This window comes from Pseudomonas sp. GW-45 (assembly GCF_056896675.1).
In genome coordinates this window covers 1,146,746-1,164,492 of sequence record NZ_CM167674.1, presented here as the reverse complement: position 1 = coordinate 1,164,492, position 17,747 = coordinate 1,146,746, and the positions used below count along the sequence as shown (strand labels likewise).

Annotated in this window: 16 protein-coding genes; 9 read left to right on the top strand and 7 right to left on the bottom strand. The window is 55.7% G+C overall.

Translation table 11 applies throughout. The features are described 5' to 3' along the window. Nucleotides 1–113 precede the first annotated feature (113 nt). Both rnhA and AC1XYH_RS05240 read right to left on the bottom strand, forming a co-directional pair. Nucleotides 114–566: a ribonuclease HI gene (gene rnhA, locus AC1XYH_RS05245; protein ID WP_483325604.1), complete on the bottom strand. Its 453-nt coding sequence runs from the start codon at nucleotides 564–566 to the stop codon at nucleotides 114–116. After that, nucleotides 550–1,335 carry a class I SAM-dependent methyltransferase gene (locus AC1XYH_RS05240; RefSeq protein WP_483325603.1) on the bottom strand — a complete coding sequence of 262 codons (786 nt, stop codon included), beginning with the start codon at nucleotides 1,333–1,335 and terminating at the stop codon, nucleotides 550–552. The genes rnhA and AC1XYH_RS05240 overlap by 17 nt, the downstream gene beginning before the upstream one ends. A 62-nt stretch (nucleotides 1,336–1,397) precedes the next feature. On the opposite strand from AC1XYH_RS05240, the gene gloB reads away from it, so the two are divergent. From gloB to fabI, 8 genes are all read left to right on the top strand, one after another. Continuing rightward, nucleotides 1,398–2,177, top strand: coding sequence for a hydroxyacylglutathione hydrolase (gene gloB, locus AC1XYH_RS05235; protein WP_483325602.1), 780 nt, complete (start codon nucleotides 1,398–1,400; stop codon nucleotides 2,175–2,177). A gap of 65 nt (nucleotides 2,178–2,242) precedes the next feature. Beyond that, nucleotides 2,243–3,784 carry a LysM peptidoglycan-binding domain-containing protein gene (locus AC1XYH_RS05230; RefSeq protein WP_483325601.1) on the top strand — a complete coding sequence of 514 codons (1,542 nt, stop codon included), beginning with the start codon at nucleotides 2,243–2,245 and terminating at the stop codon, nucleotides 3,782–3,784. Between the two features lie 143 nt (nucleotides 3,785–3,927). After that, nucleotides 3,928–5,769 (top strand): extracellular solute-binding protein, encoded by a 1,842-nt coding sequence (locus AC1XYH_RS05225; protein ID WP_483325600.1) that lies wholly within the window; start codon nucleotides 3,928–3,930, stop codon nucleotides 5,767–5,769. Nucleotides 5,770–5,786: 17 nt separating this feature from the next. Further along, nucleotides 5,787–7,646, top strand: coding sequence for an extracellular solute-binding protein (locus AC1XYH_RS05220; RefSeq protein WP_483325599.1), 1,860 nt, complete (start codon nucleotides 5,787–5,789; stop codon nucleotides 7,644–7,646). Between the two features lie 2 nt (nucleotides 7,647–7,648). Further along, the gene (locus tag AC1XYH_RS05215; protein ID WP_483325598.1) at nucleotides 7,649–8,722 is read left to right on the top strand and encodes a microcin C ABC transporter permease YejB; all 1,074 of its coding nucleotides are present in this window, start codon (nucleotides 7,649–7,651) and stop codon (nucleotides 8,720–8,722) included. An 11-nt stretch (nucleotides 8,723–8,733) separates the two neighbouring features. Beyond that, nucleotides 8,734–9,756 carry an ABC transporter permease gene (locus AC1XYH_RS05210; protein WP_483326308.1) on the top strand — a complete coding sequence of 341 codons (1,023 nt, stop codon included), beginning with the start codon at nucleotides 8,734–8,736 and terminating at the stop codon, nucleotides 9,754–9,756. A 1-nt stretch (nucleotide 9,757) separates the two neighbouring features. Continuing rightward, a complete protein-coding gene (locus tag AC1XYH_RS05205; protein ID WP_483325597.1) occupies nucleotides 9,758–11,389 on the top strand; it encodes an ABC transporter ATP-binding protein in 1,632 nt (543 codons plus the stop codon). Between the two features lie 17 nt (nucleotides 11,390–11,406). Further along, entirely contained in the window at nucleotides 11,407–12,201 is a 795-nt protein-coding gene (gene fabI, locus AC1XYH_RS05200) for an enoyl-ACP reductase FabI (protein ID WP_483325596.1), read from the top strand. Nucleotides 12,202–12,261: 60 nt separating this feature from the next. On the opposite strand, the gene AC1XYH_RS05195 is transcribed toward fabI, so the two are convergent. Beyond that, nucleotides 12,262–13,470 (bottom strand): ammonium transporter, encoded by a 1,209-nt coding sequence (locus AC1XYH_RS05195; protein ID WP_483325595.1) that lies wholly within the window; start codon nucleotides 13,468–13,470, stop codon nucleotides 12,262–12,264. A gap of 396 nt (nucleotides 13,471–13,866) precedes the next feature. Between AC1XYH_RS05195 and AC1XYH_RS05190 the strand changes: the two genes are divergently transcribed. Continuing rightward, nucleotides 13,867–15,030: an EAL domain-containing protein gene (locus AC1XYH_RS05190; protein WP_483325594.1), complete on the top strand. Its 1,164-nt coding sequence runs from the start codon at nucleotides 13,867–13,869 to the stop codon at nucleotides 15,028–15,030. 64 nt (nucleotides 15,031–15,094) lie between these two features. On the opposite strand, the gene AC1XYH_RS05185 is transcribed toward AC1XYH_RS05190, so the two are convergent. From AC1XYH_RS05185 to AC1XYH_RS05170, 4 genes are read right to left on the bottom strand one after another with little or no spacing between them, the layout of a single operon-like run. Continuing rightward, nucleotides 15,095–16,402 carry an ATP-binding protein gene (locus AC1XYH_RS05185; protein ID WP_483325593.1) on the bottom strand — a complete coding sequence of 436 codons (1,308 nt, stop codon included), beginning with the start codon at nucleotides 16,400–16,402 and terminating at the stop codon, nucleotides 15,095–15,097. Continuing rightward, entirely contained in the window at nucleotides 16,399–17,070 is a 672-nt protein-coding gene (locus AC1XYH_RS05180) for a response regulator transcription factor (RefSeq protein ID WP_483325592.1), read from the bottom strand. Before AC1XYH_RS05180 ends, AC1XYH_RS05185 begins: the two co-directional genes overlap by 4 nt. Beyond that, nucleotides 17,070–17,399 carry a PepSY domain-containing protein gene (locus tag AC1XYH_RS05175; protein ID WP_483325591.1) on the bottom strand — a complete coding sequence of 110 codons (330 nt, stop codon included), beginning with the start codon at nucleotides 17,397–17,399 and terminating at the stop codon, nucleotides 17,070–17,072. The genes AC1XYH_RS05180 and AC1XYH_RS05175 overlap by 1 nt, the downstream gene beginning before the upstream one ends. Continuing rightward, nucleotides 17,377–17,694 carry a PepSY domain-containing protein gene (locus tag AC1XYH_RS05170; RefSeq protein WP_483325590.1) on the bottom strand — a complete coding sequence of 106 codons (318 nt, stop codon included), beginning with the start codon at nucleotides 17,692–17,694 and terminating at the stop codon, nucleotides 17,377–17,379. Before AC1XYH_RS05170 ends, AC1XYH_RS05175 begins: the two co-directional genes overlap by 23 nt. Between the last annotated feature and the right edge of the window lie 53 nt (nucleotides 17,695–17,747).

Genomic DNA, 17,747 nt, shown 5'->3' with positions numbered 1-17,747 from the left:
TTACATTTTAACGGTGAAATCAAGCCCCAGCTTTCGACACCTGCGATATCACTGCAATCCTAGCCGTTTACACTTCAGTCTTGTGTATAGAAGGAGACCACTTCGCGCATGCGTTACCCCTTCCGCTCATTCAATACGTGCTGCACACCCAGGTTTGCTAGTTCGTCAGCGATTTCATTCTCACGATGCCCGGTATGGCCGCGCACCCACCGCCACTCGACTTGATGCTGGCTGACCAGCTCATCCAGCTGCTGCCAGAGATCGACATTTTTTACCGGTTGCTTGCTGGCGGTTTTCCAGCCGCGCTTCTTCCAGTTGGCCATCCACTCACAGATGCCTTTCATCACATACTGCGAGTCCGTGGTCAGAATCACCTCGGCTGGACGTTTAAGGGCTTCGAGGCCACGAATCGCAGCCAGCAACTCCATACGGTTATTAGTGGTGTTCAGCTCGCCGCCATAAAGGCTCTTTTCGTTCCCGCCAAGACGCAGCAGTGCACCCCAGCCACCAGGTCCTGGATTACCCTTGCAGGCGCCGTCGGTAAAAATCTCAATCGGTTGGGTCATTGCTATCTCGTTTATGCGTACGCCGACTGCTCGCAGCCAATGGTGGCAATGCGAGTGTCGGAAATGCCAAGCCACGTTGTCGTTGCGGCAACGCGCCATACATCTGCCGGCGCGCCAGCAGACAATAAAATCCGCCGCCGGGAAGCATCCGCCGCTGCCCCAACCGCTCAATAAAGGCGAGGCGCTGCAGCCAGGTCGGCGACATGAGCGGCGGACGATAGCACCCATCCAGCCGTTTCTCCACCGCAAAGCCCAGCAACTCTAACCAATCAACCAGCCGCCCTGGACGCACGAAGCCCGCCTGCCCGAGCCAGTTTTGCCCGAGGTAATGCGGCGCCCCCCAGGTACTCAACGGATTAAAACCAAAGATCAGCATATGGCCACCTGAACGCACCGTCTGACTTGCTTCGCGCAACAGTGTGCGCGGAGACAGGCTGAAGTCCAGGCCGTGATGCAGCACCACTGCATCCAGCGATTGCGGCGCGAACGGCCAACGCGCTTCTTCTACTGCTAGCGTACCCGCACGGCATTCCATATCCAGATGCCAGTGATTGCGTATGACCTGGTTGTCAGGGTCTAGGATCTCGGGCGCCAAACCGTACTGCACTAAATGCTGACCAAAGCACTGGGGCATCAGTTCGCGCTGCGCCGCGCGTTCAGATTCCAGCAGTAACTGTCCAGGCGCGGAATCCAGCCAACCACGGGCCTCGTGCAGCAGGCGCAACAAATCTGCCTGACTGATGGAGCGTGAAGGTTGCTGACGAGCCATGAATTCACCATAAAGGGGTTGGACTGTTAAGATGAATCTACAGATTAAGGAATAGGCTTGCCATGTCCACATTTATCGCGCTACCGGCATTTAACGACAACTACATCTGGCTGCTTTTGGCCGACGACGGTGAACGAGTCGCCGTCGTCGATCCCGGTGACGCCAAACCGGTGATCAATTGGCTTGGTAAACACCCGGAGTACCGCCTCAGCGACATTTTGATCACCCATCACCATCCAGATCATGTTGGTGGCGTTGCGGCGCTCAAAGCGGGCACCGGCTGCAAAGTGTGGGGGCCAGCGGCCGAGAATATTCCTGCTCGTGATCACGCACTCGAACACGGCGATACCGTTAAAATATTCGGCTTAAGTCTGCAGGTCATCGCTGTGCCGGGCCACACCCTTGGCCACATCGCCTTTTACTGCGAGAACAGTGGCGACCCTTGGTTGCTCAGTGGCGACACGCTGTTCGCTGGCGGTTGCGGCCGTCTGTTCGAAGGCACGCCAGCACAAATGCACGCATCGCTCAGTAGCTTGGCTGCTCTTCCGCCGCAAACCCGCATCTACTGTGCCCACGAGTACACCCAGGCCAACTTAAGGTTTGCCCACGCGGTTGAACCCGACAACAAAGACATCAAAGTACGCCTTGAGGTGGTTCAAGATCTGCGCGACGCGGGTCGGATGACGCTACCCAGCGACCTCGCTCTGGAGCTGCGCACCAACCCGTTTTTGCGCGCCGATTGCGCAGCCGTTATAGGTGCTGCAAGCGCTCATTCCGGCTCACCGCTAAGCCCCGGTGTAGAGACCTTCGCGGCGATACGGGCATGGAAGGATAGCTTTTAACACGAACGCGTCTTGACCCCGTTGAAGTGACTCCATAAAATCACCCCCATTTTGTGGGGTCTTCAATGCGTTATTCGGTAATCACCATCTTGCCCAGGGCATGGGTGCTAGGCGCTCTGGCCGGGGCACTAGCACTCACTGGCTGTCAGACCACGGAGCGGTCGGATTACCGCGAGCTGGGGCAAACACAGCAGCCACAATGGCAACAAACGCTGCCCGCGCAACAGCCAATTCGCCCTAGCAACTCAGTCCTCAGTGTAGAACCACAAACACCTGCCACTCTTTGGGGCCGAATCCGCGATGGGTTTATGCTAGACCCCGCACTGATCGACAATCCCCGCATCGATCAACAACGCCTCGCCTTTGCCAGCCAGACCCGCTATTTCGAATTAGCCACCCCTCGTGCGCAACGCTACATCTACTACGTCGTACAACAGCTCGAAGAGCGTGGTATGCCGCAGGAGTTGGCGCTGCTGCCCTTTATCGAGAGTGCTTACAATCCCCAAGCGCTATCCAGCGCCAAGGCAGCCGGCCTGTGGCAATTTATTCCCTCCACAGGGCGCAACTTTTCGCTGCGCCAGGACTGGTGGTATGACGGGCGCCGCGACGTGACCGCTTCCACCCAGGCGGCGCTCGACTATCTGAGCCTGCTGCACGATTACTTTGATGGCGACTGGTTGCTGGCCCTGGCAGCCTACAACTGTGGTGAAGGCTGTGTAGGTCGGGCGGTCAAACGCAACGAATCCCTAGGCCTGCCGACTGATTACTGGAATTTGCAGCTGCCGCGCGAAACTCAGAACTATGTACCCAAGTTGCTGGCTTTAGCGCAGATCATCGACAGTCCAACCTCCTACGGCACCCACCTGCCCGACCTGGCCAATGAGCCTTACTTCGCAGAGGTGACCGTCGATCAGCAGATCGACCTTTATAAAGTAGCCGAGCTAGCCGACATTCCGGCCGAAGAGCTGCTCAGCCTCAATCCAGCATTCAATCAGCGCGTTACCGCCCCACAGGGTGAGTATCAATTGCTGATCCCGATTGATCAGGCCGAGCAGTTTACCCAAGCATTGGCCGAGCTGCCGAATGACGAACGGGTCAACTACCAGCGCTATCAGGTGCGCCGCGGCGATACTCTCTCGCAGATTGCGCGCCGTTATCAGCTATCCGTTGGCGTGATCCGCGACACTAACGAGATTAACGGCAACCTGCTTCGCGTCGGCCAAACGCTGATGTTGCCGCAATTCGGTGACGGGCCAATTGAGCTGCCTACCGCAGCTCAGACACTGGCGTCCAACTCAGCACTGAGTTACCGCATCAAGCCGGGGGACAGCCTGTGGAGCATCGCGCGCGCGCATGGCACTACGGTCAATCACATCAAGCGCTATAACGAGCTCAGCGATAACGCCCTCAGCGTGGGCTCTACGCTCATGCTGCCAGGCGGCAAAAGCAGCCAAGACAACCGCAGCGTGACCTACACGGTGCGCTCAGGCGACTCGCTATCCACTATTGCTGAACGTTTCAATGTGCAGATCGACAACATCCGCAACTGGAACAAACTTGAGCGCTATCTGCAGCCGGGGCAAGAGCTAACCCTGTTCGTGCCCTGATTGCGACGCAGGCCCTTCCGTCTCACCGACGGGAATGTTAGCGTTGGCAGCAATTGACGACACGCGGTCGGTTAGCCACTCCCTAGTGGGGTGAGCGCTGTCCGCCGCGCTGTCGCCCGCTGGCTTTTTCCGCGCAGGTATTCATGAAACTGCAGTTCCGCCCTACTCCCTTTCTTGTATTGCTGCTCTGCTGGCTGGTTACTCTGCCCGCCAATGCAGCCGTTCATACACAGCATGGCTACGCCCTTTACGGGTTGCCCAAGTATCCGGAAAATTTCAAACACCTGGATTACGTCAACCCGGACGCGCCCAAAGGCGGTACTTTGCGGGTCATGGGATCAGGCACCTTCGATACGCTCAACCCCTATACGCTTAAGGGGACTAGCCCAATCAATACCGGCGACTTCGCCCAATTTGGCATTAGCGAGCTAAACGAGCCGTTGATGGCGGGCAGTGGCATCTATGACCCGTCAGGTGATGAGCCTTATTCCTCTTACGGCTTAGTCGCCGAGACTTTGGAGTTTGCCGACAATCGCAGCTGGGTAGTGTTCAACCTACGACCGGAAGCGCGTTTCCATGACGGCACGCCGATGACCGCCAAGGACGTTGAATTTACCTATCGACTGTTGAAAGAGAAGGGCCACCCAAACTATCGCTCCATGCTGCAAGATATAGAGCGCATCGACATTCTGGGTGAGCGCCGTATTCGCTTCGTTTTCTCACGGCCCAACAACAGTCTATTGATCCTGCGCCTCGGTGAATTGCCGGTTCTGCCAGAGCATTACTGGAAAGACCGCGAGTTCACTGAAACCACCTTTCAACCCGGCCTGAACAGTGGCCCCTATCGCATAACCCGCGTCGATCCCGGCCGTAGTCTGGTTTATGAACGGGTGAAGGATTATTGGGGTGCCGACCTGCCGATCAACCGGGGAAAATACAATATTGATCGCATGCAGGTGGAGTTTTATCGCGACAACAGCGTCGCTTTTGAAGCGTTCAAGGCCGGCGAGTTCGACATGTACATCGACCACAAGGCGAGTAATTGGGCCAACGCCTACGACTTTCCGGCGGTCACCAATGGCGATGTGCTTAAACGCGCGATTTCCCACGAAATTCCCAGCTCCACACAGGCGCTGTTTTTCAATACCCGGCGACGGCCCTTTGATAGTCTCGAATTGCGCAAGGCACTGGGTATGCTATTCGACTTTGAATGGTCCAATCGGGTGCTCTTTTATGGCGCCTATCAGCGTTCTTTGAGCTACTACCCAAACAGCCCCTTCAGCGCCACCAACCTTCCCGCCGGACAGGAATTTCTTTACCTCTCGCCACACCGCGAGGAACTACCGCCGGAACTCTTCCTGCAACCCTTCAGTCTACCGGTCACCGATGGCCGCGGCATCCCGCGTGAAACGCTGCGCCAAGCGATTGATTTGTTTGATCAGGCTGGCTGGGAGTTGCGCAACGGCCGCCTGGAGAACAGTGACGGCAAGCCGCTGGTCTTTGAAATATTGCTGGCAAACTCGAGCTTGGAACGCATCCTGCAGCCCTACCGGGCCAACCTGGCGCGACTGGGCATAGACATGCACATTCGCACCGTGGATCGCGCCCAATACAAGGCGCGGCTGGATCAGTTTGATTACGACATGATGCTGGGCACGCTGCCGCAGGGGCTATCACCGGGGCTGGAGCAACTCAGCTACTTTCATTCTAGCCAGCGCAACGTCAAGGGTAGTCGTAACTACGCCGGTGTTAATAACCCGGTAGTCGATGACCTGATCGATAAATTAAGTGGCGCCACCAGTCGCAGTCAGCAGGTGGCTGCCACCCGCGCTTTAGACAGGGTACTGCTGTGGAATCACTATACAATCCCGAACTGGTATATAAACTACCACCGCATCGGCTATCGCAGCTGGCTGCAGACGCCAGATATACCGCCCTATTCGCTGGTTATTCGCAGCTGGTGGAAAGAGCCTGCGGCACACTAGAACAACAAGGTCTCTGAATGCATCTCTCGCTGAAATCCGTTTGTTTGGCTTTGTTTGCTTGCTATACCGCCGCGGCCGCTGCCAGCCAGCCAGAACCGCAGCATGCGTTAACACTTTACGATGAAGCGCCCAAATATTCGGCGGACTTTCAGCACTTTGATTACGTCAACCCAGACGCGCCCAAAGGCGGCACCCTGCGCCTGTCGGGTTTCGGCAGCTTTGACTCACTTAACCCGTACATCAGCCGCGGCACTTCTGCTGATAATTTGAATCTAATTTACGACACCCTGACTTTCCATTCCTTGGATGAGCCTTTCACCGAGTACGGGCTGATTGCCGAAAGCATGGAAAAAGCCGAAGACGGCACTTGGGTGCGTTTCCACCTGCGCCCTGAGGCACGCTTCCAAGACGGCGAACCCATTACGGCCGAAGATGTTGTCTTTACTTTCAACACCTTGATCGAGCACGGCGCTCCGTTCTACCGGGCTTACTACAGCAACGTGCAAGAAGTCGTTGCAGACAACCCACAAACAGTCACCTTCCGCTTTCATCACGGCAACAACCGCGAGCTGCCGCTGGTGCTAGGCCAGTTGCCGGTTCTGCCGAAACATTATTGGCAAGGACGCGACTTCACCAAGGGCTCGCTCGACATCCCCGTGGGCAGCGGCCCCTACCAGATCGATAACGTGCGTGCGGGCCGTAGCATCAGCTTCAAACGTAACCCCGATTACTGGGCTGCTGAGCTGCCCGTTCAGCGTGGCTTCAACAATTTTGACCGCGTAATAGTCGATTACTTTCGTGATGGCAGCGTAACCCTGGAAGCTTTCAAGGCCGGACAGTTCGATTTTAACCAGGAGATGGCCGCAAAAAATTGGGCCATCGGCTACAACAGTCCCGCCCTCAGCGACGGCCGCATCATTAAGGAAGAAATCCCCAACAACAACACCCAGGGCATGCAGGGTTTTGTCTTCAATCTACGCAAACCGCATTTTGCGGATGTGCGAGTACGTAAAGCCATCAGCCTGCTTTTCGATTTCGAATGGGCCAATTCCAAACTATTCCATGGCGCCTACACTCGCACTGCCAGCTACTTTGACAACTCCGAACTGGCAGCCCAGGGCGAGCCAAGTGCGGCCGAACTTGAACTACTTGAGCCGCTGCGCGAGCAACTGCCACCAACCGTGTTCGGCCCCGCCTATGTGCCGCCGAAGACCGACGGTAGCGGCAATCTGCGAGACCAGCGTCGCGAAGCCTATGCGCTGTTGCAGGACGCCGGCTGGAAGATTGTCGACGATCAACTGGTCAATGCCGAAGGCGAGCCGCTGAGCTTTGAGTTTCTGCTTGTGCAGCCCGAATTTGAACGCGTCATGCTGCCGTTCAAGCGCAACTTGGCATCACTTGGCATCAACCTGACCCTACGTCGTGTCGATGTATCCCAGTACATCAACCGGTTGCGCTCACGCGACTTTGACATGGTGGTTAGCGGGTTCGGACAATCCAACTCCCCTGGCAACGAACAGCGTGAATATTGGCACTCTTCCAGCGCCGACAACTCAGGCAGCCGCAATCTGATGGGATTAAAAGATCCCGCCATCGATGCACTGGTCGAAGGGCTGGTGCAGGCAGATACCCGCGAATCACTGGTTACCCATACTCGCGCGCTGGATCGCGCATTACGCGCACAGCACCTGATGGTTCCCAATTGGTACACCCGTTTTTATCGCGTCGCCTACTGGGACAAATTTGCCCATCCGAAAGTAGCGCCCGATTACGATTTAGGCCTCTTTACCTGGTGGGTAGACCCAGCCAAATCGGCGGCCGCCATCCCAGACAATGAAGTACCCGTCGTCACCACGCCCGTCAGCGAGGAAGATTAAGCATGCTGGCTTACATCGTCCGCCGCCTGCTGCTGATCATCCCCACGCTGTTTGGCATTCTGCTGATCAACTTTTTGATCATTCAGGCGGCACCGGGTGGCCCGGTTGAGCAGATGATTGCCAATTTGGAGGGCTTCGAAGGCAGCGCTACCAGCCGCGTATCCGGTGGTGGCGGCGAAGTTGCCAGCGGCAGCAATTACCGCGGCGCGCAGGGTCTGGACCCGGACATCATTAAAGAAATCGAAAAGATGTACGGTTTCGACAAACCGGCACATGAACGCTTCTGGTTGATGATCAAGGGCTATGCAACCTTCGATTTCGGCGACAGCTTCTTCCGCGATGCCAAGGTGACCGACCTCATACTTGAGAAGATGCCCGTTTCCATCTCCCTTGGCTTGTGGACCACCTTGCTCACCTACCTGATCTCCATTCCGCTGGGCATACGCAAGGCCATTAAACATGGCTCGGCCTTCGATATCTGGACCAGCTCACTCATCATTGTCGGTTATGCCATTCCCGGTTTCCTACTGGCGATCCTCTTGATCGTGGTATTCGCTGGCGGCAGCTATCTCGATTGGTTCCCGCTACGCGGCTTGACCTCCAACAACTTCGAGCAGATGAGCACCTGGGGGCAGATCGGCGACTATTTCTGGCATTTGGTGCTACCCATCTTTGCGATGGTGGTCGGCAGCTTCGCCACCCTGACCATGCTGACCAAGAACTGCTTCCTTGATGAGATTGGCAAACAGTACGTCACCACTGCCCGCGCCAAAGGCCTTTCGGAGAGCCGGGTGCTGTATGGCCACGTTTTCCGCAATGCCATGCTGCTGATCATCGCCGGTTTTCCGTCCGCACTAATCAATATTTTCTTCACCGGCTCGTTGCTAATCGAGGTGATCTTCTCGCTGGACGGTTTGGGCTTGCTGGGTTTTGAAGCGGCGATTAATCGAGATTACCCAGTAATGTTCGGCACCCTGTTCATTTTCACGCTACTGGGCTTGGTGGTGAAGCTGATTGGCGACATCACCTACACCTTGGTCGACCCGCGTATCGACTTTGATAGCAGGGAGGGTTGAGCATGAGTCTGATAACCCTTTCCCCGCTCAATCAACGCCGTTTTGCCCGTTTTCGCGCCAACAAGCGCGGCTGGTGGTCGCTACACATTTTCATGTTGCTGTTTGTGCTCAGCCTGTGCGCGGAGCTAATCGCCAACGATAAACCACTCGCAGTCAGCTTTCAGGGCGAGCTGTTTTTTCCGGTATTTGAGCGCTATCCAGAAACTGCCTTTGGTGGCGAGTTTCCCATCGAGGCGGATTACCGCAGCCCCTATATTCAGCAGTTAATAGAAGAAGACGGCGATGGCTGGATGCTCTGGCCACCGATCCCCTATTACTACGGCACCATCAATTACGATCTGGACGTACCCGCGCCAGCCCCGCCCTCGGCGGACAACTGGTTGGGTACCGACGATCAAGCTCGCGATGTGATGGCGAGGGTGATCTACGGTTTCCGCATATCCGTGTTATTCGCCCTTACGCTGACCATTTTCAGTTCCATCATCGGCGTCATCGCCGGAGCCCTTCAGGGCTTTTACGGTGGTCGCATCGACCTGATCGGGCAACGCTTTATTGAGGTTTGGTCTGGTCTGCCGGTACTTTACTTGCTGATCATCCTGGCCAGCTTCGTGCAGCCCAACTTCTGGTGGCTGCTGGGCATCATGTTGCTGTTCTCGTGGATGTCGTTGGTTGATGTAGTGCGTGCCGAGTTTCTGCGCGGGCGTAATCTGGAATACGTGCGAGCCGCGCGTGCGCTGGGGGCAAGCAATGGCGTAATCATGTTCCGGCATATTCTGCCCAACGCCATGGTTGCCACCCTGACCTTCTTCCCCTTCATTCTAACCGGTGGCGTTATCACTCTGACCTCGTTGGACTTCCTTGGCTTCGGTCTGCCGCCGGGCTCGCCATCGTTGGGCGAGCTCATCGCTCAAGGTAAAGACAATTTGCAGGCGCCCTGGTTAGGTATCACCGCTTTCGTTGTGTTGTCTCTCATGCTGAGCTTGCTGGTATTTATCGGCGAGGCCCTGCGCGACGCCTTCGACCCGAGGAAATGAGATGACAGACACTCCATTGATCAGCATCCGTAACCTCAGTGTGGCCTTCAACCAGGGCGCCAATCAGGTTACTGCGGTGCACGACGTCAGCTTTGATATTTACCCCGGCCAGACATTGGCGCTGGTCGGCGAAAGCGGCTCCGGAAAATCAGTCACCGCACACTCAGTTCTACGCCTGCTGCCCTACCCTGTAGCGCATCACCCCTCTGGCGAGATTTATTACGGCGGCGAAGACCTACTCAAAGCCGACGAAAAGAGTCTGCGCAAAGTGCGCGGCAATCGCATTTCGATGATTTTTCAGGAGCCCATGAGCTCGCTGAACCCACTACACACAGTGGAGCGGCAGATCAACGAAGTGCTGGCAGTGCACAAGGGCCTGAATAAAAAAGACGCGCGCGCGCGGACCCTGGAACTGCTGAGCCTGGTTGGCATCCCTGAGCCAGAGAAGCGGCTGGGCTCATACCCCCACGAGCTATCTGGTGGACAACGTCAGCGGGTGATGATTGCCATGGCATTGGCCAACGAGCCAGAACTTTTGATCGCGGATGAACCCACCACCGCCCTCGACGTCACGGTGCAATTGAAGATTCTTGATTTACTGAAGGAATTGCAGCAAAAACTCGGCATGGCGTTGCTATTGATCAGCCATGATCTCAACCTGGTACGTAAGATCGCGCACCGGGTATGTGTCATGTATCAGGGTCGCGTCGTCGAAGAGAATGATTGCGCCACATTGTTCAAAGATCCGCGCCACGAGTATACCCAGCAATTGCTGGCGGCTGACCCGAGTGGTGAGCCGGTACCGATTGAGCCAGGTGCCAAGGAAATTCTGCGCGCAGAGCAAGTTAGAGTTTGGTTCCCAATCAAGAAAGGTGTGCTCAAGCGCACGGTTGACCACGTCAAAGCTGTGACCGACATCAGCTTCAGTTTGGCCCAAGGCCAAACGCTAGGGATCGTGGGTGAAAGCGGCTCAGGCAAGACGACTTTGGGCATGGCGTTACTCCGCCTGCTGGACAGTACAGGCGTGATTGAATGCAATGGCCACCGGCTGGACAATCTCAGCCAGAACGAAGTGCGGCCGCTAAGGCGCGAGTTTCAGGTGGTCTTTCAAGACCCCTTCGGAAGCCTCAGCCCGCGCATGTCGATTGGTCAGATTGTGAGCGAAGGACTAGAGATTCACCGCATTGGCACAGCCGCCGAACGCGAGCAGATGGTCATTCAAGCGCTGCAAGAGGTCGGACTTAACCCCGACACCCGGCATCGCTATCCGCACGAGTTTTCCGGTGGCCAGCGCCAACGGGTATCCATCGCGCGGGCACTGGTACTTAAGCCCAAGCTGATTCTGCTCGATGAGCCGACGTCGGCACTGGATCGTACCGTGCAAGGACAGGTAGTAGAGCTATTACGTAACCTGCAGCAGAAGTACAACTTGAGTTATTTGTTTATCAGCCACGATCTGGCGGTAGTAAAGGTCCTCAGCCATCAGCTGATGGTCATTCGCCACGGGCAGGTAGTTGAACAGGGACCGGCCGGCGAAATTTTTGCTTCACCGCAACACGACTATACTCGTCAGTTGCTGGATGCGGCTTTTGCCATACCCAACTCCCTTAATAAGGCCACGACGGCCCCGTAACAAAACAGGAAAGCACTATGGGATTTCTCAGCGGAAAGCGCGTACTCATCGTTGGCGTTGCCAGCAAACTCTCCATCGCCTCCGGCATTGCTGCGGCCATGCACCGCGAAGGCGCCGAACTGGCGTTCACCTATCAAAATGAAAAGCTGAAAGCGCGGGTCGAAGGCTTCGCAGCAGCTTGGGGCTCTGGCCCTGAATTGTGTTTTCCTTGCGATGTTGCAGACGATGCCGAGATTGAACAGGTATTCGCTGAACTAGGCAAAAAGTGGGATGGCCTGGACTGCATAGTACACTCGGTTGGCTTTGCACCCGGCGATCAGCTGGACGGTAACTTCGCTGAAGTCACCACCCGTGAAGGCTTTCGCATTGCCCACGATATCAGCGCTTACAGCTTTGTTGCGCTAGCCAAGGCCGGTCGCGAGATGATGAAGGGCCGCAACGGCAGCCTGCTGACCCTCTCGTACCTAGGCGCCGAGCGCACCATGCCCAATTACAACGTCATGGGTATGGCCAAGGCCAGCTTGGAAGCCGGCGTACGTTACCTGGCCACCAGCCTGGGCCCGGAAGGCACTCGCGTGAATGCCATCTCCGCCGGCCCAATCCGCACCCTGGCAGCCTCCGGCATCAAGAGCTTCCGTAAGATGCTGTCGCACAACGCTGCGCAAACCCCGCTGCGTCGTAACGTCACCATCGACGAAGTCGGCAACGTTGGCGCCTTCCTCTGCTCCGATCTGGCCTCAGGTATGTCCGGTGAAATTACCTACGTTGATGGCGGTTTCAACATTACTGCCATGGGTAATCTGGAAGAGTAAATCAGCGGCATAAAAAAACCGGGCAAATGCCCGGTTTTTTTATGCCCGCTAACCGCCAGATCAGTCTTCTGAGATAGCGCCAATCTTGTGGATCGCCAGGTCTGCGCCCTGAAACTCGTCTTCTTCGCTCAAACGAATGCCGACGATAGCCTTAATCACGCCGTACACCAGCAGACCGCCAACCAACGCCACTACCACCCCAGCCAAGCTGCCCAGCAGCTGAGACACAAAACTGACGCCGCCAAGACCACCGAATGCCTGTGTACCGAAAATACCCGCAGCCAAACCGCCCCAAACACCACAGAGACCATGCAGCGGCCAGACACCGAGCACATCATCAATTTTCAGGCGATTCTGGGTCAGGATGAAAGCCCAGACAAACAGCCCGCCAGCCACCACGCCGATAGCCAATGCACCCAATGGATGAACAATATCCGAGCCTGCGCAGATAGCCACCAGGCCTGCTAATGGCCCGTTGTGAATAAACCCAGGATCTGCACGCCCAACCAGTAAAGCCGCCAGCGTACCGCCGACCATGGCCATCAATGAGTTCACCGCGACCAGCCCGCTGATACCCTCTAACGTCTGCGCCGACATCACGTTGAAGCCGAACCAGCCAATAGTTAAAATCCAGGCACCAAGCGCCAGGAAAGGAATATTGGAAGGTGGCATGGCAACCACGTGTCCATCACGATATCGACCGCGCCGCGCGCCGAGCAGCAACACTGCTGCCAACGCCAGCCAGCCGCCTACTGCATGCACAACAATAGAACCCGCAAAATCATGAAAGGGAGCGCCAAACTGGGCCTCAAGCCAAGCCTGAAAACCGTAATTACCGTTCCACACAATGCCTTCAAAGAAAGGGTAAACCAGACCAACGATCAATAACGAAGCACACAGCTGCGGGGCAAACTTGGCCCGTTCGGCAATACCGCCGGAAATGATGGCTGGTATCGCTGCCGCAAAGGTCATCAGGAAGAAAAACTTGACCAACGCATAGCCGTTATTTTCCGACAGGGTAGCCGCATCGGCAAAAAAGTTAGCGCCATAGGCAATCCAGTATCCGATGAAAAAATACGCCAGACAGGACACAGCAAAATCGCTGATGATCTTCGACAGCGCGTTGACCTGATTTTTCTGACGGACCGTACCCACCTCCAGAAAAGCGAAGCCCGCATGCATAGCCAGCACCATAATGGCGCCCATCAAAATAAACAGGGTGTTAGCGCCGTGAACCAGGGTTTCCACAGCGCTGTTCAGGTTTTCCATTCAGACAGCCTCTCTAAGAACTCACAAAACGCACCGATATTGTGCAATCAATATTCACAGGCTTCATTCTGGTGCCTTAAGCCCATAGAAATAAAACTGTCTTGATTGGTAAACAAAACGGCCGTAGTTAATTTTATTTTTTATTATCAAAAAGTTATTTGTGAAAAAGCGAATAAAAGACACTCGCAGAGCACCCCAATAGGGCGCAGCCGGTGCCAATCCTCCCCCAATTAGTGCAAATGACGTACCAAATGGCCAAATTAATGCACTGATATTGCACGTATCGGTTTTTTAGGCGGCCAAATACCATAAGACGCTCTACCGCAGGCAGCCTGTACACGCCTTGGCTATAATCTTGCATACTGCTACCGGCCTAATTTCGACCTGGAGAATAAAGTGTTTAATGGTCAGCCTCTGCCGTATTTCCAGCCTCTTATCGATACAGCGACAGGCCGCATCGCCGGATACGAAGCGCTCGCGCGCCTGCGTGACGACGATGGCAATGTTACTAGTGCCGGCCCGCTGTTCACCGATCCTGAGGTAAATCCCGCTGATCTTAGAGAACTGGATCGCTGCATTCGCCGTATGGCGCTAGAGCGCTTTCGTGACAACCCCGAAGGTTTCCTTAGCTTGAACATTTCTCCATCATGGGTCAGCCAATTAGTACCCGGCCAGCCTTTACCCAGCTTGCAGTTGCTTGAGGAGATCGGGCTACCCCCTGATCAAGTGGTATTCGAAATCACCGAGCTACAAGGCAGCATTGACCAGTTGCGCGACGTGGTACAGCGTTACCGTCAGGCAGGCATCCGCATCGCCATTGATGACTTCGGCGCCGGCTATTCCATGCTGGACCGCGTACTGGCTTTAGAACCCGATATTCTCAAGCTGGATATTCAACTGTTTCGCAAAGCCGCCAGCGGCAATGGCAACAGCGGTGACTTCGTCAGGGCTCTGGCTTTAATGGCAGAGAAGAGCGGGTGTTGGATCATTGCTGAAGGTGTCGAGACCGAACAAGAGCTGCATTTTGCGCTGGAGTGCGGCGCGCGCTATGTGCAGGGGTATCTTTTTGGTCGACCAGAAGAAAGTTTTCTGCCCGCCGATTCGGTGCAACAGCGGTTTTCTGAGATGCGCGACCGTTACGTTCTCGACAAACTGGCCGAACGCGCAAAGCTCAGTGAGCTGCGGAGGTCTCTTGCGGTGTTGTTCGCGGACCTGCGAGTCTGGCTGAGCAAAGGTGCCCTGCCTGCCCACCTGCCCTCGCCTAGCGCTTACCCTTGGCTGGTGCGTTGTTTCCTGTGCGACGCACACGGCACTCAGATCTCACCCAATTACGAGTGGAAAGACGACGCTTGGCAGACCGACCCACGTTACCTCGACCACAACTGGTCTTGGCGCCCCTACTTTTATCAGATTCTGGCTGAAGCAGGCGAAGATAGCCGCGTGATCCTGTCTAACCGTTACCGGGATGCCACCACCAACCAATATTGCCTAACCTCAGGACTGTTCATAGATGACAGCCGCCATCTGTTGCTGGTCGATATCGACACCTCGTTTATTTAGCCACAACGTTTTTTAGCGGGCGGCTAAAAAAACCAGATAACGCGGATAATTCAGTCGTGTTCGGCTAAGCCCGCAGGGGCAGCAACACGGAGACTTTTAAGCCACCCATGGCCGATTCAGCCAGCACGAGTTGGCCCTCGTATGCAGCGACCAGATCGGCCACAATTCCCAGCCCTAACCCATGGCCTTGCATCTGCTGGTCCAGCCGCTTACCACGGGCTAGAACCTCTTCGCGCTCATTTTCAGGAATCCCGGGGCCATCATCCTCGATACAGAGCTGCAGTCCAGCGGCGTCCGATCTCCAAGCTAGGTTGACCTTGCTTGTAGCCCACTTGCAGCCGTTGTCGATCAAATTACCCAGCAACTCCGTCATGTCCTCACGGTCATAGGGCCAGTCGCCGGCGCGTGCACTTTGTATGTTGATCTCTAAATGCGGGAACAACGATCGCAGCGTACTCACCAGCGCAGGCAAGTCAGTCTCAGTTGAGAAACGTTCGCCGCGCGACTGTTCCGGTGCCAAACGCGCACGCTGCAGCGTACGTTCCAGCTGCCGATGAATAGCTGCCAGCTGTTCTGCCATCGGCTCTGTTTGCTCTACGGATAGCACCGCAGACAGGTTTTCCAGATTGCTCTCAAGTACTGCCAACGGGGTCTTTAGGGCGTGCCCGAGGTCACCAGCGGCACTGCGACCGCGCTGCAGCACCTGCTCAACCTGTTGACCCAAACGGTTAATCTCTACAACCAAGGGTTGCAATTCCAGCGGCACCGCCTCGTTTAGCTCCAGACGCTTACCGGCCCGCCACTCGGCCAATTCACGCTGCGCCTGCCGCAAGGGGCGCAATGAACGGTGTAATAACCATTGCTGCAGCAACAAGGCAAACACAATGACAGCAGCACCAAGCCCCCATAACCACCAACGCGCGCGCTGAAACTCGCTGAGTAACGGCTGGTAATCCAACGCAACAGTAATTTCTATCTGCTCGCCTCGCTTGTTGTACTCGCTCGACCACACCAGCAGCTGTTGACCCTTAGGACCGGGAGCCAGGTCGGCATGCAGGCCGTCGCCACCGATTGGCAACCGTTGATCCCAGAGCGAGCGCGAGCGCCAACGTTCCCGGCCCTCCACCACAAAATAGCGGCCAGAATATGCCCGCCGATAATCGGGATCGACCTTATCCATATCCAGATAAAGACCATTGGTACCGGGCGTCATGGCTGCCAACAGACCGTCGGTTTGACTCTGCAGCAAGGTAGTCAGATAAGCCCGCTGCGCACGGTCATACAGCCAGACGCTGCCTTGGCCGATCAGCACAATGCTGAACAACATGATCAATAGCAGACCGCTGCCTAGCCGACGACCAATCGAATTCACGCGCCAGGCCCAACGAATACATAACCTTGGCCACGCCGGGTTTCGATAGAGCTACGGCCCAGTTTGCTGCGTAGATGGTTGATCTGCACCTCAATCACGTTGGAATCACGCTCATCTTCGTAATCATACAAGTGCTCCGAAAGCCGAGCTTTAGACAACACCTGCCCCGGGTTGAGCATCATATAGCGCAGCAATTTGAATTCAGTGGCAGAGAGCTCCACCACCGGTAACGAAGCCCCGCTCACCTGTTGCGTGCCCTCATTCAATGCCAGGCCGCCGGCATGCAACAACGCGCTGGGCTCGCGCCCGTGAGCACGACGCAGCAGCGCCTGAAGCCTCAGCAACAATTCTTCGTTATGGAAAGGTTTAGTAAGGTAGTCGTCAGCGCCTGCTTGCAAGCCTTCGACCCGCTCGGTCCAGGCACTACGCGCAGTAAGGATCAGAACAGGTAAACTCAATCCATGTTGACGCCACTGCCGCAGCACCTCCAGCCCACCCATGCCAGGCAGGCCAAGATCGAGAATCGCCAGGTCATAAGGCTCTTGTTCACCCAATATGGCCGCGTCTCGCCCATCAGCGCGCCAATCTACTGCGTAACCAGCGCGCTTTAAGGTCAATCCAAGGGAATCCGCCAGTGCTACGTTATCTTCGACCAGCAGTATCCGCATCAATCATCCTCTTCTATCTCGAGTAACTCGCCGCTAAGGGCGTCATACTCGAGCTCCATCACTACGCGCTGGCGAGTGATGATGTCAATTTCATAAACATAACGACCGTCCTCAGCTTCCAGCTCAGCACCCAGGAAGCGGCCGGGATAGCGTATTAGCGCATCATCAATAAACTGCTGGAGCGGCGCAATACGCCCCATTTCAACCAGTTCCAACACCTCGTCCTGGCCGATATCATCGGCAAGTGACCAAGGGCTGCACAGCGAAAAGCCCAGCACAAGAAGGCTGGGCCGTAGCAGCGCAGTATCAATCATCCTGCTTATGTTCAAGTACTTCACCATTGCTGGCGTCCAGATCAACATCCCACTCCTGGCCTTGGGCGTCTTTGATTTCGACCTGATAAACATAGCGACCGTAGTGCTTGTCCAGATCAGTATCGGTGATAGTGCCAGGCTGCACGCTTAAGGCTTTTTCGTTCAGTTCATCAAACTTCTTGATGGTACCCTGTTCGATCAAGGAATTGGCTTCGTCCAAGCGTACATCATCATCTGCCATTAGCGCCCCGCTGCCCAAGCCGAAAAACATTGCACTGGTCAGTAAAATGGCTTTATTCACCTTATTCATCTGAATTACCTCTATCGTTTTAGCGTGTAGATGAAGAGTATAGTCAGTAGCTG